Below are 21,267 nucleotides of genomic sequence, written 5' to 3'. Positions count from 1 at the left end.
CGCGGCCGCGCTCGCGATGTCGACGATCATCATTCCCCCCGGTGGCGCCCCCGGCGACACGCCCCCGCCGGAGAACATCACCATCGACGTCGTGACGATCAACGGTTCAGGCTGCCGGGCGGGAACGGCCGCCGTCGCCGTGAGCCCCGACAACAAGGCTTTCACCGTCACCTACAGCGAGTTCATGGCGCAGGTCGGCCCTCAGGCCCTGCCCACCGACTTCCGCAAGAACTGCCAGCTGAACCTGCGCGTCAACGTGCCGTCCGGCTTCACCTACGGCATCGCGTCCACCGACTACCGCGGCTTCGCGCACCTCGAACGCGGCGCCACGGCCCTGGAGAAGGCCAACTACTACTTCCAGGGCATGTCGCAGACCGAGTACAAGCAACACAACTACAAGGGCCCGCTCAGCGACGACTGGCAGGCGACGGACACGACCGACGTGGCCGCCATCGTCTACCACCCCTGTGGCGAGAAGCGGAACTTCAACATCAACACGGAGCTGCGGGTCATGGCGGGCACGTCCGACCCGAAGAAGGTCACCAGCTTCATCGCGATGGACTCGACCGACGGGTCCATCGAGACGACCTACCACTTCGCCTGGAAAATCTGCCCGCCCAAGCCGTAGTACCCGCTAGGTGCCGGGCATTCCGCGAACGGGGTGCCCGGCACGCCCCTAGATCAGGAAGCGGTACGCCGTCGACCCCGGCTCCACGTGCTGGATCTTGAGCGGGGACTCCTTCATCCGCCCCCACAGCAGGTCGTAGTCCTCGCGGCGGCCCAGCTCGATGCACACCAGCGCGGCCCCGGTCTCCCGGTTGTCCCGCTTCATGTACTCGAACTGCACGATGTCGTCGTCCTTGCCCAGCACGTCGTCGAGGAACCGCCGCAGCGCGCCCGGCTCCTGCGGGAACTCCACCAGGAACCAGTGCTTCAGGCCGCGGTGGATCATCGACCGCTCGACGATCTCGGCGTAGCGCGAGACGTCGTTGTTGCCGCCCGACAGCAGGCACACGACCGTCGAGTCCGGCGCGACGGAGATCTCCTCCAGCAACGCGGCCGAGGCCAGCGCTCCGGCGGGCTCCGCGACGATGCCGTCGATCTGGTACAGCTCCAGCATCTCCGTGCAGACCGCGCCCTCGGACACGGTGAGGAGCTCGGCGCCGCTGTCGCGCACCATCGGGAACGTCACCTCGCCGGCGCGGCGGACCGCGGCGCCGTCGACGAACGAGTCCACCTCGGGCAGCGTCACGGGGCCACCGGCCTGGATGGCGGCGATCATGCTCGCGGCACCGGCCGGTTCCACGCCGATGATCCTGGTGCGCGGGAAGCGTTCCCTGAACCACGTGCCGACGCCGGAGAGCAGGCCGCCACCGCCGACGGGCACCACGATCACGTCGGGCGCGCCGCCGAGCTGCTGGACGATCTCCAGGCCGACTGTGCCCTGACCGGCGACCGTGCGGCGGTCGTCGAAGGCCGGGACGAGGGTCGCGCCCGTCTGCTGCGCGTACTCCTTCGCCAGCGCGGCCGCGTCGTCGTAGGTGTCGCCGTCCACGACCAGCTGCACCATGCCCTGACCGAGGGCGTGGATGCGGTCGCGTTTCTGGCGCGGCGTGGTCCGCGGGACGTGCACGCGGCCTTCGATGCCGAGGCGGCGACAGGCGTACGCCATGCCCTGGCCGTGGTTGCCGGCCGACGCGCAGACCGCTCCACCGAACGCGAACTCGGTCTGGCAGAGCAGGTTGAAGGCGCCACGCAGCTTGTAGGAACGGCCGACCTGAAGGTCCTCGCGCTTGAACCACACGCGCGCCCCGGTCCTCTCGGACAGCCGCTGGTTGACCTCCAGCGGGGTCGTGCGTGCGACACCGCCGAGCCGGGCTGCGGCCGCGGACACCTCATCAGCGAAGGACATGTCAATACATCTTCCGTGAACGACTTGGGTCTGGCACGCGTACCCCTAGAAGGAAGGGGGCGGTGCCTGTGTTTCGCCTTGTGGGCGTGCTATCGCTGCTCATGATGCTCTCCGCGGTTCCGGCGCACGCCCATGGCGCGCCCACTGACCCCGCGAGCAGGGCTTTCCTGTGTTCGCCAGGTCAGCCCACAGCATCATCCCCGCTCTGCCGCAGCGCCATCGCGGCGGGGTTGCCGTCCAAGGAGTGGGACAACATCCGGCTCCCGAACGTGCGCGGCCAGGACGAGGCCAAGGTTCCGGACGGCCGGTTGTGCAGCGCCGGGCTGCCGAAGTACGCCGGTCTCGACCTGCCGAGCGCGCAGTGGCCGGCCACGAAGCTGAAGAGCACGGACTTCACGTACAAGGCCACGATCCCGCACCAGGGCTCGTTCCGGTTCTACGTGACGCGCGACGGCTACTCGCCCGCCGCGCCGCTGCGGTGGGCGGACCTCGACCAGTTCCTCAACGTGCCCTCTCCCCCGTTGGTCAACGGCTCCTACGAGTTCAAGGTGCAGCTGCCGAAGGACCGGACCGGACGCCACCTGATCTACACGGTCTGGCAGAACACGGACACACCCGACACCTACTACTCGTGCACGGACGTCGAGATCGCCGCGGCCGTGAAGCCCGCGCCACCGGCGGCCCAGCCCGCACCCGTCGCCGCACCCCCGGTGCAGGCCGCGCCCCCGAGCTCCGCGGCGCCGTCGACCACGCCGTCCGCGCCGAAGTCGAGCATCCCGCGACCTGTTCCCGTTGCGTCGAGCGCCGAACAACCTCCTTCCAACGCAACGAGGTTCGGCATATCGGCCGTGGTCGCCGCGCTGGGTGGGCTCGCCGTTCTCGGCGGGATCATGTTGTGGCGCAAAAGAATTCTGTGAACGTCCCGGTCCCCAACAGGTCTAGACCTTCTCTACGATGATCTTCGGGCGCGCAACCCCTGCTACACGAAGGTGTGTACCCGAATGGCTCGAAAACTGTTGGCATTGCTGGCAATGCTCGCCGCCACCCTCGTCCCGGTTTCCCTCTCGGCAACGAGCACGGCACAGGCGGCACCGTTCAAAGTCCTCGCTTTCTACAACGGCACCTGGGACGCGGCGCACATCGCGTTCGTGAACGAGGCGAACCCGTGGCTCACCCGCGCGGGCCAGGAGAACGGCTTCACCTACGAGTCGACCCGTGACTGGAACCGGCTCAACACCCTCACCCCGGCCCAGGCGCAGGTCGTGATCTTCCTCGACGACGCGCCCACCGGGGCGGCCGCGCGCACCGGCTTCCAGCGCTACATCGAGGCCGGTGGCGGGTTCTTCGGCTTCCACGTCAGCGCGTTTACCCAGAACGCGAACGAGTGGCCCTGGTACCACAACACGTTCCTGGCCAAGGGGAACTTCGTCAGCAACACGTGGGGCCCGACGACCGCGGTGCTGAAGGTCGAGACCCGCACCCACCCGTCGACGCTGCGGCTGCCGGAGAAGTTCACCTCCGCGGTCAGCGAGTGGTACAGCTGGGACCGCGACCTGCGGCAGAACCCGAACATCCAGATCCTGGCGAGCGTCGACCCGTCGAGCTTCCCGCTCGGCACCGACCCTAACCAGCAGTGGCGCAGCGGCTACTACCCGATCATGTGGTCGAACAAGAACTACAAGATGATCTACGCGAACTTCGGGCACAACGCCATGGACTACGCGGCGAACAAGCCGCTGTCGTCCACGTTCGCGAGCGCCACGCAGAACAACTTCCTCATCGACAGCCTGCTGTGGCTGGGCGGTGGCGGCACCCCGCCGCCGCAGGGTGAGTGGAAGACGGTCGTCAACCGCGGCAACGGCAAGTGCGTCGACGCCGCCGCCGCGGGCCTGAGCAACGGCACCGTCATCCAGCAGTACTCGTGCAACGGCACCACGGCGCAGAACTTCCGCGCGGTGGCGACGACCGACGGCTACTCCCGCGTCGAGTACCGCAACGACCCGGCCAAGGTGCTGGACGTGAGCAACGTGTCCACCGCCGACAACGCCGGTATCCACCTGTGGGACTTCGGTGGCGGCACCAACCAGCAGTGGCGGGTCACCACCGGCTCCGACGGCTACTCGACGCTGACGGCACGCCACTCCGGCAAGTGCCTGTCAGCGCCGGCCGGGTCCGGTGACGGCGTGCAGCTGATCCAGGCGACCTGCAACGGGTCGGCCGCGCAGAGCTTCAAACTGGGCTAGTTCTTCGGGCCTAGGAGGATCGTGAGTGGTTCTGGTCGTCGAGGCGGCCGGAACCGCTCACGACCACCCGTTCCCCCGGAAGCGGGTCTGTCGGGTGCGGTGCTCCGAGGAACCCGTACATGTCGTTGAGCTGGTGCAACGCCTGCACCGCGTCCCGCCACACCGGGCAGGGCCACGCGCGATGCCGCCCGTACCAGGCGTGACACGACTTGCACCGGTGCCGCTCGTCCGGCTCGTGCATCCGCAGCAGCCCCCGCCACCACGGCAGGGCGGCACGAAGCTGCTCACGCAGTTCGAACACCTCGTTGGGCGAGTCCGTCTGCGCGAGCTGGTTCATGGTCTTGTAGACGACGTCGATCACCGAGCGGTGGAACGACCCCTGTCGTTCAGCAAGCGCCATGTCCCGGAACCTCCGCGAAGTGGCGATCAGGTGGACTGTCATGACTGTCGTGGACCGCGCGGACACCCTCCGCAGTTGAGACAGACACGGGGGGAGTCTATGTTGGCCATTGGAGGGCTTTCAACTGGTGAAAATCCAGTCACCCAGATAGCCCTTTCCATGGGTGGAGACGCTCACTGCGCGCGACCGGGGAGGCGGCATGGCGGTGCAACGGTCCCTGGCTGACAAGCTCAACCACCTCTTCGCCCGGCATACCGCCAGGTCAGGCCAGGAGTACAGCAACGAGCAGGTCGCGGCGGCCATCGCCGACACGGGCGTGACCATCTCCCAGAGCTACATCTGGCAGCTGCGCAAGGCCAAGAAGGACAACCCGACGTTCAAGCACTTGCAGGCACTGGCAGGCTTCTTCGGTGTGCCCGTGAGCTACTTCTTCGACGACGAGGTCACCGACCGCGTCGACGAGCAGCTGAAATCGTTGCAGGACGAGCAGTCGCGCCTCAACGAGATCGCCTCGGGCAGCGACGCGCAGCTCATGGCGATGCGGGCGGGGGAACTGTCGCCGGACCGCCGCCGCCTGGTCATGGAACTGCTCGACGTCGTCTACCGACAGGAACAGGCCGAGCGCGGCGAAGGATGACTCGTGGCCGAACGAGATTTGCGCAAGCGGTGCCGCCGCCTGCTGAACGAGCTGGACATCCAGCCGCCGCTCGACGTCGGCGAGCTCTGCCGCCGGGTCGGTGACCAGCGCGGCAAGCCCATCCGGCTGATCGCGCACCCGATTCCGGTGCCCGGCCCGTACGGCGTGTGGATCGCCACCGCCAAGGCCGACTACATCCTGTACCAGCAGGAGACGTCGAAGGCGCACCAGAACCACATCATCCTGCACGAACTCGGCCACCTGCTGGCCGGTCACACCAGCGACGAGCAGGACGACGACCTGCTCGCGGGCCTGTACCCCGACCTCGAACCGGACGCGGTGCGGCGCGCGCTGCGGCGCACGTCCTACGACTCGGAGCACGAGCGCGAGGCCGAGACGGTCGCGACGATCATTCTGGAATGGGCGTCGGTGCTGGACAAGGTGGCGCCGCGGGCGTCGGAGGGTCCCGCCCGCCGCATGTCGAAGTCGCTCGCGGACCGCCTGGGGTGGTTGTAGGTGGAGTACCTCAAGGAGACCCAGGGCATCGTCGCGTTCTCGGCGCTGGCGGTGGTGCTGTACCTGCTGGTGCGCCGCCCGCACGACCCGCGGCTGCGTTCGGTGACGGGCCTGGTGGCCGGCTGGGCGATCGGGTATCCGTTCGGACGCGCGGCGGCGAACGGGCGGTGGTTCCTCGGGCTCGACCCGATGGTCTGCCAGCTGATCCAGCACTCGATGCTGCAGGTCGGCGTGTACGGCCTGATCTGCTTCTTCATCTTCTCGGCGCTGGACGACGAGAAGGCCCGCAGGCACGCTCTCCTGCAGCTGATCCCGCTCGCCCTGTGCATCAGCTTCATGACCTGGGCCGTGCTCGCGATCCCGGACGACCTGCGGGTGGCGGCGGCCCGCGTGCCGAACTCGCTCGGCGGCGGCCCGACCGGCGTCCTCGCCATCACGGTGTTCTACGCGCTGGGCAACGGCTATCTGCTCTACGGGTTCGCGGCGATGTTCGTGTGGGCCCGCCGCTACGCCCGCGGCGCCGAACCCCGGCTGCGCCGCGGCCTGCGGATCACCTCGACCGGCCTCGCGCTGCTGGTGCCCGCGGACGCGATCTTCGTGTCGTCGAACGTCTCCCGCTACTTCGGCGAGCCGCTCCCCCGCTGGCTGCTGACGGTGGCCGTGTGGTTCCTGCTGCCCGGCGTGCTGCTGTGCGTCGTCGGCGTGATCTACCCGATCGCCGCGATGCGGTTCGCGGCGACTCGTTTGTGGCTGCGGCACTTGCGCGCGTACCACCGGCTCTCTCCACTGTGGACGTTGCTGAACCAGTCGTTCCCCGAGGACGCCCTGCACCGCGTGCCGTCCAGGCGCGACACGTTGTCGTTGCGGGGCGTGCACCGGCGCTACTACCGGCGGGTGATCGAGTGCCGGGACGGGCTGGTTCGGATCAGCCCGTACGTCGCCGAGACGCCGGACGAGCTGCCGCTGTCCGAACGGCTGCGGGCCGGGCTGGAGACGCGCAGGTCGGGGGCGGTCACGATGCGGCGGCCGATCGCTCTGGCCATTCCCGAGGACGACGGCATGGACGCGGACGTGCGGGAACTCGAAAAGCTCGCGGTGGCGTTGCGCTGAGCTTATGGTCCCGGTGTGGACCTGCCCGTGATGCCGCCGGTGAAGCCGATGCTCGCGAAGTCCGTGCCCGTGCTGCCGCGCGGGGACGGACTCGCGTACGAGCCCAAGTGGGACGGCTTCCGCTGCATCGTGTTCCGCGACGGCGACGAGGTCGAGCTGGGCTCGCGCAACGACAAGCCGCTCACCCGGTACTTCCCCGAGGTCGTCGAGCTGCTGCGGGAGGCGCTGCCGCCGCGATGCGTGGTGGACGGCGAGATCGTGCTGGTCACGCCGGACGGGCTGAGCTTCGACACCCTCCAGTTGCGCCTGCACCCGGCGGCGTCGCGCGTGCGCAAGTTGTCGGTGGAGACGCCGGCGAGCTTCGTGGCGTTCGATCTGCTGGCGTGCGGCTCCGAGGACGTCACCGGGCTCTCGTTGCGCGAGCGGCGCAAGCTGCTGGAGGAGATCGTCACCGAGGTCCCCGGCGTCTACCTGACACCGTCCACAGCGGACCCGGACGTGGCTCAGGACTGGTTCACCCGGTTCGAGGGCGCGGGGTTCGACGGCGTGATGGTGAAGGCCCTGGACGGCGTCTACGAGCCCGACAAGCGCGTGATGTTCAAGGTGAAGCACGAGCGGACCGCCGACTGCGTGGTCGCGGGCTACCGGTGGCACAAGGACGGCGAGACGGTCGGGTCGCTGGTGCTCGGGCTCTACCAGGACGGCGAGCTGCACAACGTCGGCGTGGCCAGCAGTTTCACCGCGGCGCGGCGGCGGGAGCTGGTCGAGGAGCTCAAACCGTTGCTGAATCCCGCCGAGCATCCGTGGAGCGCGTGGGCGACGTACGAGGGTCCTGGCATGAACAGCCGCTGGAATCCCGAGAAGCAGCTTCAGGTCGTGCTGCTCGAACCGACGCGGGTGGCCGAGGTGCGGTACGAACACGTGCAGGGTGGACGGTTCCGGCACACCGCGCGGTTGGTGCGGTTCCGTCCGGACAAGACGCCTCTGGAGTGCACGTACGGGCAGTTGGACGAGGTGGCGCCGGCCGAACTGGACGCCCTGTTCGGTGAGGCCGAACAACGCAGGCGGACAATCGAGCCGTGAAGGTGATCAAGCGGGACGGCACGCACGAGATCGAGATCCAGCGGTCGCGTTTCCTGTGCCACGTCGCCCGCGTCACCTCCGACGCCGAGGCTTCCGAGTTCTTCGCTCGCGTTCGCAAGGAGCACTGGCAGGCCTCGCACAACTGCACGGCCTTTCGAACCGCGGACACCCAGCGCTCGTCCGATGACGGCGAACCGGCCGGCACCGCTGGTGTTCCGATGCTGGAAGTGCTGACGCGCAGGGATCTCGTGGACACCGCTGTCGTCGTCACCCGCTACTACGGCGGGATCAAACTCGGTGCCGGTGGACTGGTCCGTGCGTACGGACGGGCCGTGTCCGAGGCCATCGACTCGCTGGGCACCCTCACCCGTGAACGGCACGAGAGCGTGCTTCTGGCCGTGGACCACGATCAGGCCGGGAAGCTGGAGAACGCGTTGCGCGCGGCCGGGCACCACGTCGCGGACACCGAATACGGTCATGACGTCACCTTCACCGTTCTCACGAAGGACCCGGAGGCGTTCGAGGTCTGGCTCGCCGCTCAGACGGGCGGCGCTGTCACCGCCATCAGGGGCGAGCCCGTGGACCTCGACGGTTAGAACTTTGCCGCCCAGGTCAGGGCGTAGTCGGCGACCTCTTCCCAGCCCGGCGTGCCCAGGACGAAGTGCGGGCGGTTCGGGAACTCCTTGATCTCGGTGATCGCGGGGCCCTGGTAGCGCCGGGCGTTCTCGCGGTTCATCGACGCGGGCACGACGTTGTCGCCCTCGCTCGCGATGAACAGCAGTGGCGCGCGGTCCGGGTTCTTCAGGTCGACCTTGGTCGCGTTGTGCGTGGTGAAGTTCGCGGTCGCGGCCTGCCACAGCGGGCGTCCGGGCGCGGTGATGGCGAACCGCTGCCGCAGCGCCTCGGCTTCGTCGGCCGGCAGGGTGTTCGTGAACGCGTAGTGCCATTCCGCGGCCGACAGGGCAACGTTGCGCTTGGCGTTCGCCGGGTTCTTGAGCACCGGGAACGCGGCCTTGATCGAGGAGAACGGCAGGCCCAGCGTGCCCTTGGCGGGCGCCGAGTGGATCGCGACGCCGGCCTTGCCGAGGCCCCGGTCGAGGAGCTTCTGCGTGATCAGGCCGCCGAACGAGTGGCCCATGATGATCGCGTCCTCGGCGTGGTGCTCGCGGATGAACTTCTCGACGTGGTCGGTGATCTCGACGACGCCCAGGCCGTTCGCGACCTCGGGATGGGCCCTCATCTCGGCGACCTCGCCGTAGCCGGGCCAGGTCGGGGTGAGCACCTCGTGGCCGGCCGCCTCGAACCGCTCGGCGACGTTCTTCCAGCTGGCGGAGGTGAGCCACAGTCCGTGGACCAGCACGATCTTCGACATTTCCGTCTCCCTCAGTGGCGGAGAACGCTCGTTCTCCGGTGTGTTTGCTACAGTAGAGAACGAGCGTTCTCCACAGCAAGGGGTAACCAGGGTGACCACGGACACAGAGACCCGAGAGAGGGTTCTGGAGGCGGCTGACCGGCTGTTCTACGCGAAGAGCGCGCACGCGGTCGGCATGGACGAGCTGCGCGCGGAGGCCGGGGTCTCGCTGAAGAAGCTCTACAGCCTCTTCGACGGCAAGGAGGCGCTGGTCGAGGAGGTGCTGCGCCGGCGGGAGGAGGCCATCACCGCCGCGACCATGAAGTACGTGCTGCGCGCGTCGACGCCGGAGGAGCAGATCCTGGCGGTCTTCGACTGGATGGCGGACTCGTCCGGGACAACGGACTTCCGCGGGTGCGCCTTCATCAACTCCTACGCGGAGCTGGGTCCGTCCTCGGAACGCGTGACGGCCGTGGTGCGCCACCAGAAGTTCGGCGTGCGGGGCGCGATCGCGGCGCTGGTCGCGGCGAGCGGGCGGCCGGAGTGGGTGGCGGACTCGATCTTCCTGCTGTTCGAGGGCGCGATGACGAACACGGCGATCACGGTGTCGTCGGAGCCGGCCCGGCAGGCACAGAAAGCGGCGCGCTTCCTGCTGGAAAAAACAGCCTGAAGCGCGCCGCGTTCTATCCGTCAGTGCTTACGTGCAGGGCAGAGCATCTGGATCGGCGCCCGCCTTGGGCACCCACCGGATGTTCGCGAACGAGGCCTGGAACGCGCCGTCGGTGTAGACGAGGAACGGCGTGTTGACGCTCTCCAGGTCCAGTCCCTTGTTGGAGAAGCAGGAGACCGGGATCTTGACGGTCGCCTTCTGTCCGACGGGGAGGTCGCGGAACGCCTGCGTGGCATCGATCTCCGCCATGCACGGGTACTGGCAGTGCGAGCTGATGACGGTGCGGTTGGCCGGGGCCTGGTGCACGATCACGTCGAACTGGATGGCCGCGTTGGCGTTGCCGTAGCCGCGGAGGTCGCTGACCGCCGCGCTCTGCAGGTACACCTGGCCGGGGCCGGTGCCGGTCCACGTCGTCTTGAGCGCGTCCTGCTGGACGTTGACGTCGGACTGCACGACGTTGATCTCGGCGTGCGAGGCCTGGCCGTCGGGGCCGACCACGGTGCCGCCCCAGTTCTCCGCCGACCCGATCATCGACTGGTACGGCGCGATGTCCGTGCGGTTGAAGATCTCCAGGTCCTCGGTGGCCGTGCCGCCGCCACCGCCGGAGCACAGGACGCCGGGGCTGGTCTCGTCGAGCGTGCCGACGCGGCCGGTCTCCCAGTCGCGCAGGCCGTAGCCGAGCTTGAACAGCGGCTTCTTGGCGGGCTCACCCGGTAGCGCGGGGCAGGCCTCGCCCGGCCACGAGTAGGACAGCTTGCCGCTGAACCCGTTGTGGCGGCCCTTGATCAGCAGGTCGGCGATGCCGCCGCCCTCGGAGCCCGGCAGCCAGGCGGCCACGAACGCGTCGGAGCGGTTGATCTCCTTGTTCATGTACAGCGCGCGGCCGCCGACGTAGACGGTGATGACCGGCTTGCCCTTGCCGGACACCTTGTCCAGCACGGCGAGGTCCTGCGGCTGCAGGCGGGCGGACTCGAACGACCGCTTGCCGAGGTCGCCCACGCCCTCCGCGTACGGCGTCTCGCCGATCACGGCGATGACGGCGTCGAACTGCGCCGGGTCGACGCCGTCCGCGGTCTCGGCGAACGTGACGTTCGCGGTGCCCACAGCGTCCTGGATGCCCTTGAGGATGCTGGTGGCGTTCGGGAAGTCGGCGTTGGTGTTGCCGGTGCCCTGCCACGACAGCGTCCAGCCACCGGTCTGGTTGCCGATGTTGTCGGCACTCTTGCCGACGACGAGAACCTTGCTGCGCTTGGACAACGGCAGCACGCGCTTGTCGTTCTTCAGCAGCACGGCGGACTCGCGCACGGCCTCGCGGGCGAGTTCCTTGTGCAGCAACGCCTCCTGCTCACCGGCGTGCTCACGCTGGCTCGGCTTGGGGGCGTCGAACGTGCCGGCGCGCAGCTTGACGCGCAGGATGCGGGTCACCGCGTCGTCGATGCGCGCGATCGGGATCTGGCCCGACTCGACCTGGGCGATCGTGTTGGTGATGAACGCCTTCCAGTCCTGCGGCACCATGATGATGTCCATGCCGGCGTTGATCGCCTGCGGGCAGCTGGCGTTGGTGCAGCCGGTGACCTGGCCGATGCCGTTCCAGTCGGAGACGAGCAGGCCGTCGAAGCCCATCTTCTCCTTGAGGATGCCGGTCTGCACGTACTTGCTGCCGTGCACCTTGCCCTCGTTGATGACGTCGTTCGTCCAGCTGTTGAACGAGATCATCACCGTCTGGGCACCCGCGGCCAGCGCGCCGTAGTAGCCCTGACCGTGAATGTTGATCATGTCCTGCTCGGAGGAGGGGTTGATGCCCTGGTCCTTGCCCCCGGTCGTACCGCCGTCACCGAGGAAGTGCTTGGCGGTGGCGATCACGCCGTCCTCGCCGATGCGCTTCTTCGCGTTGTCCTGCAGACCCTTGATGGCCTCGAACCCGTAGGCGCGCGTGATCCGCGGGTCCTCGGAGAAGCCCTCGTACGTGCGGCCCCACCGGTCGTCCTGCACGACGGCGAGCGTCGGCGAGAAGGCCCAGTCCTGGCCCGTCGCGCGAATCTGCTCGGCCGTGGCCTCGTTGATGTCGCGGATGAGGCACGGGTCGTGCGCGGCGCCGAGACCGATGTTGTGCGGGAAGACCGTCGCGCCGTAGACGTTGTTGTTGCCGTGCACCGCGTCGATGCCCCAGATGACGGGGATCTTGGTGCGCGACTGCTTCGACGCCTCGAAGTAGGCGTCGGCCAGCGCCAGCCACTCCTGCGGCGTCGCGTTCTTCTTGGCGCCGGGCCAGCTGCCACCACCGTTGAGGACGGACCCGAACCCGTAGGTCGTGACGTCCGCGGCCGTGATCGCGCCGATCTCGGGCTGCGTCATCTGGCCGACCTTCTCGGCCAGCGTCATGTCCTTGAGGATCGCCTTGATCCGAGCCTCGTCCTTGCGGTCACCCGTGAGCTGGCTCTCGACCTTCGGCCAGTCCTTGAGCGTCGGCAGGGACTTCTCGATGCGAGCACAACCGTGCTCCGTCTTCGGCTGCCCGATGACCGGCTGCTTCGGCGGCCAGTGCTGCGCTTCCTGCGCGACGGCCGCCGATGTCGTGCCGGCGACCAGTGTCAGCCCCAGCACCGCGGCGAGAGTGCTTCTCCAATGCATGCCGCGATCCTCAACGGCGTGTTACGTCCACGTCAATGGGAACGCTCTCACGACTTTGTTCCGGAAACTTCCTGGACGAATTTCGCTTATCAGGCTTGTGCGTTCGTGTGGAGTTTTGTGGTGGTCCGGATGGACGACGCCGATCGGCCTCACATGCTCGAAGTGGGTCCGGACAGCGAACGGCCCCCGGCTCCCGCGGGAACCAGGGGCCGTCGAGCGACGCGTCAGCCGGCGAGCGCGCGCACCCGGCGCAGCACCTCGTCGGTGCCCAGCGTCCGGGCCACGGCGTGCAGGTCCGGGCTCGCCTTCGACCCCGTCAGCGCCACGCGGATGAGCTGCGCGGCCTCACGGATGGAGCCGGGGTAGGCGTCCGGGTTCTTCTTGAGCTCCTTGGGGTTCGGGGCGAACCCGTGCTTCGCGGCGAGCTCCCGGATCTGGCCGAACCACTCCTGGCCGTCCTCCAGGTCCGCGTAGCCGTCCGCGAAGTCCGCGGCGAACGCGGAGATCAGCTCGGGCGACAGGCCGCCGAGGCGCTCGTCGGTCCGGTCGGACACGAGCGGGAACAGCGACGGGAAGAAGAAGCCGTAGGCGGTGCGGAAGTCCGCCCACTTGCGGAGGTCCTTGCGCGGGTTCGCGACCTCCGGGCCGCGCTCGACGCGCAACGCCGCCAGCGCCGCGTCCCGCTCCGAGGCCAGCACGGTGACGAGCTCGGGGTCGTAGGTCTCGGCCCACTCCGACACGAGCGAGATGATCTCCTCGCCGGACAGCGTGGCCACGTAGTCGGCGCAGATGTCGTCGAGCTTCACCAGGTCGACCAGCGGACCCGCGACGCCGCACTCGGCGAGCGAGATCGGGGTCTCCAGGGCCTCCGCCAGCGGCAGCTCGGCCAGGCGGGCGTTCACCAGTCCGCGCAGGTAGTACTGGACGGCCGGCGCCGGGAAGCCCGCCTCGATGAAGAACTCGACGGACGCCTCGGGGTCCTTGCGCTTCGAGAGCTTGCGCCGGGAGCCGCCCTGCTGCTTCATCAGCGGCGCGATGTGGGCGTACTCGACGCGCTCGAAGCCCAGGGCGTCGAACAGCTGCAGGTGGGTGGGGACCGACGAGATCCACTCCTCGCCGCGGATCACCAGGTTGACGCGCATCAGGTGGTCGTCGACGGCGTGCGCGAAGTGGTAGGTGGGCAGGCGCGGCGACTGGTCGGACGCCTTGAGGATCACCACGTCGTTGCGGTTCGCGTCGTGCTCGAGCGGGCCGCGGATCGCGTCGACGAACGACGTCCGCTCCCCCGCCTTGCCCGGCGAGCGGAAACGCACGACGTACGGACGGCCCTCGTCCAAAGCGGCCTGAACGTCCTCGGCGGCCTTGTCGCGCCAGATCGCCCAGCGGCCGTAGTAGCCGGTCGGCAGCTTGGTGGCCTGCTGGCGGGCCGTGATGTCCGCGAGCTCTTCCTTCGTCGCGAAGCACAGGTACGCGTGACCGGAACGCACCAGCTCACGCACGTACGTCAGGTAGACCTGTTCGCGCTGCGACTGGTGGTACGGGCCGTACGAGCCCACCTCGTCGGCCTCGTCGGGCTCGATGCCGAAGTACTTGAACGCCCTGTTGAACTGCTCGACGGCGCCGGGAACCTCACGCGCCTGGTCGGTGTCCTCGACGCGGACGATGTACGAACCACCGGAGTGGGACGCGAGGTCGCGGTCGATCATGCCGACGTACAGGCCGCCGATGTGCAGGAACCCGGTCGGCGACGGGCCCAGGCGGGTGACCTTCGCGCCTTCTGCCAGCCCGCGAGGCGGGTACTGCTCCTCCCAGAAGGCCGGTTCAGGCAGGTCCGAGGGGAACAGGGCGTCGACGACGGCACGGTCGAGCATCGCTAGGGGTCTCCAAACCAGGGAAAGAAGTACCCCCAGGTTATCAACGTGCGCGAGCCGAAATGCTGGCCCCTCGGTGATCGGCCTAAGCTCACCGGCCATGGCCAAGTACCTCGACGTCCACCCGGTCAACCCGCAGAAGCGCGCCATCGACCAGGCCGTGAAGATCCTGCGGGAGGACGGCCTGATCGCCTACCCGACCGACTCCTGCTACGCGCTCGGCTGCCGCCTGGGCAACAAGGACGGCATCGACCGCATCCGGGAGATCCGCAAGCTCGACGACAAGCACCACTTCACGCTGATGTGCGAGAACTTCGCCCAGCTCGGTCAGTTCGTCGTCGTGGACAACGCGGTGTTCCGGGCGATCAAGTCCTCCACGCCGGGCAACTACACGTTCATCCTGCCCGCGACGAAGGAGGTGCCGCGCCGCATGATGCACGCGAAGAAGAAGACGGTCGGCGCGCGCATCCCCGACCACGTCGTGACGCAGGCGCTGCTGGAGGCGATGGGCGAGCCGCTGCTCACCAGCACCCTGCTGCTGCCCGACGAGGCCGAGCCGCTGGTGCAGGGCTGGGAGATCAAGGAACGCCTCGACCACGTGGTGGACGCGGTGATCGACTCCGGGGAGTGCGGCACCACGCCCACCACGGTGGTGGACTTCTCGAGCGGCGAGGCCGAGATCATCCGCTACGGCGCGGGCGACCCGACCAGGTTCGAATGACTAGGACACGACCAGCGCGTAGTCGGCGTCGGTCGCGGCCGTCTCGACGTGCCCGTCGACGTTGACCGAGGTCGCGATCACCTCGACCGTCCAGTTGCCCGCGGCGGGCGTCTGGACGAGGACGTTCTCCACGGTGTCGACGGTGTTCGCGACGCCGCCGGACGTGGACCAGTTGCCGGCCAGAAGGCCGTTGTTGCCCCAGTAGACGGTGCCGTTCGGGGCGGTGACCTTCAGCGTCAGGTCGTTGACGGTCGCCTTGGCCGCCGTCGGCGAACCGGCCGGGTCGGTGTAGGCCAGCGTCGCGCGCAGCGGCGTCTGCCCGGTGGACGCCACGGTGTACTTGCGCGACTGACCGGTGGCCAGCAGATCCGTCTCGTTCACCAGCACCGGCAGCTTCCAGCCGCCCGCCTTCGCGCGGTCGTAGAGGTTGCGGACCGACGCCGTGCCCCAGCCCTGGTGCGTGCGCGTCTGGTCGTGGGTGGTGCCGGTGAACGTGAACTGGTTGGCGGTGTTGATCAGCAGCGCCTTGGCGGTCGCCGCGTGCGGGCGGGACGTGAACACGTCACGACCCTTGCCGGGAGCGCCGTCGAACACGCCGTCGGCCCACATCTGGAACAGCAGACCGGCGTTGCCGCAGGTGATCGGCGTCGCGCCGGACGTGCCGCCGAACGACGTCGTGTAGGCGGTGTCGCTGGTGGACGTCGTGGTGTCGATGCGGTCGTAGTAGTTCGAGATCTCCGGCTTGATCCGGCCGTCGGCGGCGGGGCCGATCGACGCTCCGCCGTTCCACTTGTCGTCCGCGCGGTCGAGGGTGTTGTAGTGGTACTGGCCGCCGACCGACAGCACGTTCTTCGCCCACGCCTGCGGGCGCGAGCTTCTGGTGCCCGCGTTGCTCTGCGACTGGCAGATCAGCAGGTCGTGGTCGAACACGATCCGGTCCATCTGCTGCGAGATCGAGTTGTACGCCGTGGTGAGCGAGTCACCCCAGCTGTTGGACTGGAAGACCGCCCGGTACTGGCCCGCCGGGTCGACGAGCTGCTTGGTGTGCGCGTAGCGGTCGCCGGTGTTGTAGACGGCCGTGATGCCCTGGCCCTCCGGCAGCAGACCGCGGTGCGCGGACGAGACGCCGGACGCGAAGATCTGCCCGTACGTCGAGGTGCCGTGCGAGGTGTTGGTGGTGTTGGCGGTGTGCTGCAACGGTGGCCGGGTGCGGAACTCCTGGTGCGTCAGGCGGAACCCGCCGTCCATGACCTCGCCGCGCACGCCCTGGCCCTTGTAGCCGCCGACGCTCTCGATGTAGTTGGCGCCGGACGACTCGCGCGAGATCGCCATGTCGGTCTCCGGCGCGGACACCGGGTCGATCGCGATCACGGCCGGCAGCTTCGCGAGCTGCGCGGCTTGTGCGGCGTCCAACGTGGCCATGATGTGCTCACGGCTCGCGGAGATGACGTTCACCTTGCCGCCCAAGGACTTCACCTTGGCGGCGACCGCCTTCTGGTCGCGCTCGTCCTGCTCGACGAGCGTGATCAGGTAGCCGGAAGCGCCGCCCAGCGCCATGATCTGCGGCTGGGCCTGGAACGGGCGGACCTCGCGCACGTAGCTCAGCCGCGAGACGCGCGCGGTGCTCGTCATGCGGGCGAGGTAGGTGCCGTCCTGGACGAACGCGCCGAGCCGCACGCCGAGGCCCTGGAGCTGGTGGCGCTGGCCGTCGTTCAGGGTGGTGCGGAATTGCAGCAGGAAAGCGCCCTCCGCCGGGGCAGCGACGGCAGGAACGCCGCTGACCAGCGAGAACACGGCGGCAACGGACAATATTGTGCGCAGCACGAAGACAACCTCCATCGGCAGGGGTGGCGGCGACCGGAGGAAGTCACCGCCCGTGACCAGCACGTTACCGGCAAAGACCAGGTCAGGACATCAGTCGTTCGGCGGTGATCATCTAGCGGGACGATGTAGAAGAATCCGTTCGGCCGCCCAATTCGTTCACCCGGATGGTGCATCCGGAGTAACGTCCGATCGGGTAAGCCCGACATGCCCGGCAAAGCATTTCCGCGCGGAGGACGGATGCCAGTCTCACCTGAGCAGCTGATGGAAGAACTGCGCACCTTGTGCCGTGGGCGCGGTGTGCAGACTCCCGGTATCGACTTGCACGTCGGACCGGCGCTGCGCCAGGTGTGCGGCATCGTCGAGACGGACGGCGCCGAAGCCGTGCGGACGAAACTGCGCGACTGGGTCCTGAACGCGACGCGCGGTTTCCCGGTCGAGGTCCGCAACGCCGTTCTGGCGCCCCTCGGCCTGCACGACGACGCGCAGTTCCGGTTCCTCAACGAACGCATCGAGTGGCTCGCGAAGCAACAGGACCGCGGGGCGCGCACGGTGCGCAGACGGATGGACGCCGGACTGCAGCGCCTGGTGGAGGTGGCGCTGCAGCCGGCTCCTTCGACGACGCACGTGGCGCCGTCGGAACTGTGGCACGTCAAGGAGTTCGACGCGCTGCTGAAGCTGGACGGTCCGACGCCCGCGTGCACGGAACGCCGGACCGTTGTGGCCGACACCGATGGTGTCAACGAGATCGCGTGGTCGATCACGATCCCCTCACCCACGCCAGAAGGTGCTCCAGGTGACCTGGACGTGGAGGTGTTGCACGGGGTCGAGCTCATCGGCCACGAACGTCCGTCCCCGCGACGCTTCCTGATGAAACTGCGGTTGCCCCGACCCCTCAACGCGGGACAAACGCACCAGTTCGCGCTCGAAGTGCGCGTGCCGCGGGGACAATCGATGCGTCCGACCTACGTGTTCTGGCCGGAGCGGATGTGCGAGTCGTTCCGGTTGCGGGTGCGATTCGACCGGGACGACCTGCCGGAGTCGGTGTGGCGCGTCGAAGAGGCTCTGGCACGCGACACCGACGATCTGACGCCTTGGCCGCAGACGCTGCCACTGGACGAGATCGGGGAGATCGACGTGCAGTTCCCCCATCCCCGCCAGGGCCGCGGCTACGGCGTGCAGTGGACGCCACGCTAGAAGCCGTGCGGGTTCAGATCGTGTCGATGCAGAAGTGCGGTTCCACGGCTGACACCTCCCTTTGATGGTCAGGGAGAACCGCAGTCCGAAACGAAGTCAGATCACCGCTGCGATGAAGACGCTACCTGCCATGAATCCAAGAAAAAGGCAGACAACGGCAACCTTCATGACGGTGGCGAGTGAGCAGATCATTCTCATGGAAGAATTCACCTTCTCATTCTGACTGGCTTTCGGGCTGTTGTTCTCGCCGATGCACCAAGAGTGGCTTTTCGCCAGTCGAATGAGAACGGGTTTCCTGTTTCCAGCTACACGAGGAAACCCTGGAATACTATTTCTGGTTCGTGCGGCGCAACGCCATCACGAGCAGCGCGTGCGAACTGCCGGCGTGCGGGAGCATGCCCTGCCGGACGAGGTCGAGCGCGTGGCAGAACGGCATCGTCCGCACGCGCAGGTCCGCCTCACCGGGTTCGAGCGCCGCCTCGCCCTGGGTGAGGTCGGTAGCGAGGAAGATGTGGTCGACGTGGTTGCTCAGGCTGTCCGCGCCGTGGATCTGGCCGAGCCGCTCCCACTTCGCCGCCCGCAGCCCGGTCTCCTCCGCGAGCTCACGACGTGCCGCGGCCAGCGGATCAGCGTCCGTGTGGTCGACGGCGCCGCCGGGCAGCCGCCATTCGGTGCCGCCGTGCGTGTAGATCCACTGCCGGGTCAGCACGACCTCGTCGTCGTCCTGGATCGCGAGGATCGTGACCGATCCCGGCGCCACGACGTGCGTGTAGGTGCCATGCCCGCCATCGGGTCTGACGACCCTGTCGGAACGGACCTCGAACCATTGCGACCGGTGGACCACGTTGGTCGCCAAGCGCTGCCAGACCATCACCACACCAGCCGCCTCGTCGAGCCGCGTCATCACCATGACTCACATGGAACCATCGCCGACCGTTCCAGATAGCCCCAGTTGATCGTCAATCAACGGCCAATAAGTGGACATTCGGCATTCGGGTGTTTGGCGGCGTACACACTTCCGGGGGGAGGGGGGTGAAGCCGTTGTCGCCCACGTTCGCCCAGGAGGTTCGCCGCCTGCGCAACGAGCGCGGGCTCTCACTCAGTCAGATGACCGGCCTCGTACCGTACAGCAAGGGACACCTCAGCAAGATCGAGAACGGCCAGGTTCACCCGAACCCCGAAATGGCCAGGCTCTTCGACAACGTCCTTCAGGCTGACGGTCACCTGATCGAACTAGCGGACGCGCCGGCCCGTCCGATCCCGAGCGACCACACGACTCTCCTCACCTTCGACTCGATGTTCGACCACCACCGCGCTCTGGGCCACCGCCTGAGCCCCGAGGTGGTGTTGTCCAGTCTCCGCCCCCAGGTGGACGCGCTGAGTTCGATGGCCCGCTCCGCCGACGACCCCGGCCTCGGCAGGGGCCTCTGGCTGCTGGCCGCCCGCTACGCCGAGTACGCGGGCTGGATGGAACAGGAACGCGGCGACGACGCCTCGGCGGCCGAACTCACCCGGCGCGCCGTCCAGTACGCCGCGCGAGGCGGCGACCCGGACCTGGAGGCCTACGCCTACGTCAGGGCCTCGGAGTTCGCCCTGTACCGCGGCGACGCCCACGCCACGGTCCACTTCGCCCGCAAGGCGGGCAAATCCCGTTCGATCGCCGTCAAAGCCGTGGCAGCCCAACGGGAAGCCCAGGGCTACGCGCTGGCCGGCGCCGCCGACCGCTGCCAGGCCGCCCTCGACCGCGCCGCCGAACTGCAGCGAGCCGTGAGCGAATCCCGTTACGGCACAACGAGCGTCGTCGACCAGGTGGCCATCGCCCGCGCCTGGTCGTTCCACGACCTGGGCCGCCACGCCGAGGCCGCCGCGATCCTCGACGACCAGATGCCGCTGATCGCCCCCACCGCCCTGCGCGCCCGCACCCGCTTCGGCCTGCGCAGAGCCCTGGCCCACGCCGAGGCGGGCGACGTCGACCACGCCTGCGACCTGGTCGCCGGCCTGCTGGACGACATCCGCCAGGTGCGGTCCGCGACCGTCCACATAGACCTGACGGCGTTCAGCAAGCTGTTGTCCCGCCTGCGTCCCGCGGCGGGGCGTGAGGTGGCGGGAGAGATCGGCGACATCCTGTTCGCCACCTAGACGGCGGCCCGGTCCTCGCGTTCCAGCGCCTCGGCCATCTCCACCCAGGCCTCCGCGACCCCGCGGGCCATGTCCGCCACCAGTTCCCGGCAGTGCGAAGGCACCCCGGACACCACGGTGGCCCACTCCCCGGACGACACCGCGTGCGTCTCCAGCCACCGCAGCACCAGCCGCCCGTGCTCGTTGAACCGCAACGACGGATCTCGGCGCAGAATCGGCAGGGTGGCGTCGGGATCGCGGACGTCGGTCCGCCCGGCGGGCAGCACCGCGTCGGCCCGTTCGGAGGCCCGCATCCGCTCGGGCACCGGATCCAGCCCGGCGCTGAGGCGGCGGCGGACGTCCCGGACGGTCCCCGGTGACACCCCGGAGGCGCGGGCGATGTCGCGCAACGAGGCGTCGGGCCGTTCGGTCACCATCCGGCCGGCGAGCCTGCGCCCGGCGGCGGAGTTGACCGGCCTGACCTTGCCGTCGCGGCCCACCCGCACCGGGGCCTGCCCGCCCACGGCCCGGCGCAGCACGCCGACGGACTTGGCGGCGAGGCCGGTGGAGGCCGCGATCGCGCGGTCCGACCACTGCGGATGCGACCGCAGCAGCCGCCGGGCCGCGGCCTCGCGATCGGCGGTCGGCAGCGTCGCCAGGTTCAGCGTCACCGACAACCCGAACAGGTCCTCGACGGGTCCGTCGACGTACTCGACCTCGACGGAGCGGCAGCCGCGCAGCACCGCGGCCTTCAGGCGGTGGATGCCGTCGACGACCCTCATCGTCGGGCGGTGCACCACGATCGGTGGCAGCTGGGCGCCGGACGACGCCAGTGAACGAACGAAGTCGTCGCTGCAGCCGCGAAGCCGCGGCGATTCGGCGGACCGCAAAGCGGTGATGTCGACGAGCATGCGAAATCAAGCCCCCCAGGCTGATTGTCCCCCGGGACCCCCAGGTACCCGGTGACGACCACGCCAGGTTAGCTA

General features: G+C 68.5%; 20 protein-coding genes. 12 read left to right on the top strand and 8 right to left on the bottom strand.

Annotated elements, in window-relative coordinates; all coding sequences use genetic code 11:
* Positions 1 to 16: 16 nt before the first annotated feature.
* A complete protein-coding gene (locus tag ACIRG5_RS07750; RefSeq protein WP_402903076.1) occupies positions 17 to 628 on the top strand; it encodes a DUF4360 domain-containing protein in 612 nt (203 codons plus the stop codon).
* A 48-nt stretch (positions 629 to 676) separates the two neighbouring features.
* On the opposite strand, the gene ilvA is transcribed toward ACIRG5_RS07750, so the two are convergent.
* Positions 677 to 1,912: a threonine ammonia-lyase IlvA gene (gene ilvA / locus ACIRG5_RS07745; protein WP_319973398.1), complete on the bottom strand. Its 1,236-nt coding sequence runs from the start codon at positions 1,910 to 1,912 to the stop codon at positions 677 to 679.
* An 86-nt stretch (positions 1,913 to 1,998) separates the two neighbouring features.
* Here ilvA and ACIRG5_RS07740 point away from each other — a divergent pair, with 86 nt between their 5' ends.
* Both ACIRG5_RS07740 and ACIRG5_RS07735 read left to right on the top strand, forming a co-directional pair.
* Positions 1,999 to 2,829 (top strand): lytic polysaccharide monooxygenase, encoded by an 831-nt coding sequence (locus ACIRG5_RS07740; protein WP_402901776.1) that lies wholly within the window; start codon positions 1,999 to 2,001, stop codon positions 2,827 to 2,829.
* Positions 2,830 to 2,913: 84 nt separating this feature from the next.
* The gene (locus ACIRG5_RS07735) at positions 2,914 to 4,155 is read left to right on the top strand and encodes a ThuA domain-containing protein (protein WP_402901773.1); all 1,242 of its coding nucleotides are present in this window, start codon (positions 2,914 to 2,916) and stop codon (positions 4,153 to 4,155) included.
* A 10-nt stretch (positions 4,156 to 4,165) separates the two neighbouring features.
* Here ACIRG5_RS07735 and ACIRG5_RS07730 read toward each other — a convergent pair whose 3' ends face one another.
* Entirely contained in the window at positions 4,166 to 4,555 is a 390-nt protein-coding gene (locus tag ACIRG5_RS07730; protein ID WP_330277587.1) for a hypothetical protein, read from the bottom strand.
* A gap of 199 nt (positions 4,556 to 4,754) precedes the next feature.
* On the opposite strand from ACIRG5_RS07730, the gene ACIRG5_RS07725 reads away from it, so the two are divergent.
* From ACIRG5_RS07725 to ACIRG5_RS07705, 5 genes are read left to right on the top strand one after another with little or no spacing between them, the layout of a single operon-like run.
* Entirely contained in the window at positions 4,755 to 5,192 is a 438-nt protein-coding gene (locus ACIRG5_RS07725; protein WP_360030588.1) for a helix-turn-helix domain-containing protein, read from the top strand.
* Between the two features lie 3 nt (positions 5,193 to 5,195).
* Positions 5,196 to 5,708: an ImmA/IrrE family metallo-endopeptidase gene (locus ACIRG5_RS07720; RefSeq protein ID WP_319973403.1), complete on the top strand. Its 513-nt coding sequence runs from the start codon at positions 5,196 to 5,198 to the stop codon at positions 5,706 to 5,708.
* Positions 5,709 to 6,818 carry an MAB_1171c family putative transporter gene (locus tag ACIRG5_RS07715; RefSeq protein WP_402901768.1) on the top strand — a complete coding sequence of 370 codons (1,110 nt, stop codon included), beginning with the start codon at positions 5,709 to 5,711 and terminating at the stop codon, positions 6,816 to 6,818. It abuts the gene before it with no gap.
* 15 nt (positions 6,819 to 6,833) lie between these two features.
* On the top strand, positions 6,834 to 7,901 hold the full coding sequence (locus tag ACIRG5_RS07710; RefSeq protein WP_402901765.1) for an ATP-dependent DNA ligase: 1,068 nt from the start codon (positions 6,834 to 6,836) through the stop codon (positions 7,899 to 7,901).
* A complete protein-coding gene (locus ACIRG5_RS07705; RefSeq protein ID WP_402901762.1) occupies positions 7,898 to 8,497 on the top strand; it encodes a YigZ family protein in 600 nt (199 codons plus the stop codon). The genes ACIRG5_RS07710 and ACIRG5_RS07705 overlap by 4 nt, the downstream gene beginning before the upstream one ends.
* On the opposite strand, the gene ACIRG5_RS07700 is transcribed toward ACIRG5_RS07705, so the two are convergent.
* Positions 8,494 to 9,273 (bottom strand): alpha/beta hydrolase, encoded by a 780-nt coding sequence (locus tag ACIRG5_RS07700; RefSeq protein WP_402901759.1) that lies wholly within the window; start codon positions 9,271 to 9,273, stop codon positions 8,494 to 8,496. The genes ACIRG5_RS07705 and ACIRG5_RS07700 overlap by 4 nt on opposite strands.
* Positions 9,274 to 9,364: 91 nt before the next feature.
* Here ACIRG5_RS07700 and ACIRG5_RS07695 point away from each other — a divergent pair, with 91 nt between their 5' ends.
* Positions 9,365 to 9,922, top strand: a complete 558-nt coding sequence (locus ACIRG5_RS07695; protein WP_402901756.1) for a TetR/AcrR family transcriptional regulator — start codon at positions 9,365 to 9,367, stop codon at positions 9,920 to 9,922.
* 27 nt (positions 9,923 to 9,949) lie between these two features.
* On the opposite strand, the gene ACIRG5_RS07690 is transcribed toward ACIRG5_RS07695, so the two are convergent.
* The gene (locus tag ACIRG5_RS07690; protein WP_402901753.1) at positions 9,950 to 12,553 is read right to left on the bottom strand and encodes a glycoside hydrolase family 3 protein; all 2,604 of its coding nucleotides are present in this window, start codon (positions 12,551 to 12,553) and stop codon (positions 9,950 to 9,952) included.
* Between the two features lie 224 nt (positions 12,554 to 12,777).
* Positions 12,778 to 14,424 carry a glutamate--tRNA ligase gene (locus ACIRG5_RS07685; protein WP_402901750.1) on the bottom strand — a complete coding sequence of 549 codons (1,647 nt, stop codon included), beginning with the start codon at positions 14,422 to 14,424 and terminating at the stop codon, positions 12,778 to 12,780.
* A 100-nt stretch (positions 14,425 to 14,524) separates the two neighbouring features.
* On the opposite strand from ACIRG5_RS07685, the gene ACIRG5_RS07680 reads away from it, so the two are divergent.
* Positions 14,525 to 15,145, top strand: coding sequence for an L-threonylcarbamoyladenylate synthase (locus ACIRG5_RS07680; RefSeq protein ID WP_319973411.1), 621 nt, complete (start codon positions 14,525 to 14,527; stop codon positions 15,143 to 15,145).
* Here the strand turns inward: ACIRG5_RS07680 and ACIRG5_RS07675 are convergent, their stop codons facing one another.
* Positions 15,146 to 16,969 (bottom strand): S8 family serine peptidase, encoded by a 1,824-nt coding sequence (locus ACIRG5_RS07675; RefSeq protein WP_402901746.1) that lies wholly within the window; start codon positions 16,967 to 16,969, stop codon positions 15,146 to 15,148.
* A 237-nt stretch (positions 16,970 to 17,206) separates the two neighbouring features.
* On the opposite strand from ACIRG5_RS07675, the gene ACIRG5_RS07670 reads away from it, so the two are divergent.
* On the top strand, positions 17,207 to 18,163 hold the full coding sequence (locus ACIRG5_RS07670; RefSeq protein ID WP_402901743.1) for a hypothetical protein: 957 nt from the start codon (positions 17,207 to 17,209) through the stop codon (positions 18,161 to 18,163).
* Between the two features lie 328 nt (positions 18,164 to 18,491).
* Here the strand turns inward: ACIRG5_RS07670 and ACIRG5_RS07665 are convergent, their stop codons facing one another.
* Positions 18,492 to 19,073 carry an NUDIX domain-containing protein gene (locus ACIRG5_RS07665; protein ID WP_402901740.1) on the bottom strand — a complete coding sequence of 194 codons (582 nt, stop codon included), beginning with the start codon at positions 19,071 to 19,073 and terminating at the stop codon, positions 18,492 to 18,494.
* A gap of 86 nt (positions 19,074 to 19,159) precedes the next feature.
* Between ACIRG5_RS07665 and ACIRG5_RS07660 the strand changes: the two genes are divergently transcribed.
* The gene (locus tag ACIRG5_RS07660) at positions 19,160 to 20,302 is read left to right on the top strand and encodes a helix-turn-helix domain-containing protein (RefSeq protein ID WP_402901737.1); all 1,143 of its coding nucleotides are present in this window, start codon (positions 19,160 to 19,162) and stop codon (positions 20,300 to 20,302) included.
* Here the strand turns inward: ACIRG5_RS07660 and ACIRG5_RS07655 are convergent.
* Positions 20,299 to 21,192 carry a ParB/RepB/Spo0J family partition protein gene (locus tag ACIRG5_RS07655; RefSeq protein WP_402901734.1) on the bottom strand — a complete coding sequence of 298 codons (894 nt, stop codon included), beginning with the start codon at positions 21,190 to 21,192 and terminating at the stop codon, positions 20,299 to 20,301. The genes ACIRG5_RS07660 and ACIRG5_RS07655 overlap by 4 nt on opposite strands.
* Between the last annotated feature and the right edge of the window lie 75 nt (positions 21,193 to 21,267).

Origin of the sequence: Lentzea sp. NPDC102401, from assembly GCF_044765805.1 — a bacterium.
Taxonomy (GTDB): domain Bacteria; phylum Actinomycetota; class Actinomycetes; order Mycobacteriales; family Pseudonocardiaceae; genus Lentzea; species Lentzea sokolovensis.
Note: the sequence above shows the minus strand (reverse complement) of the source record. Positions and strands in the feature narration are given on the sequence as shown.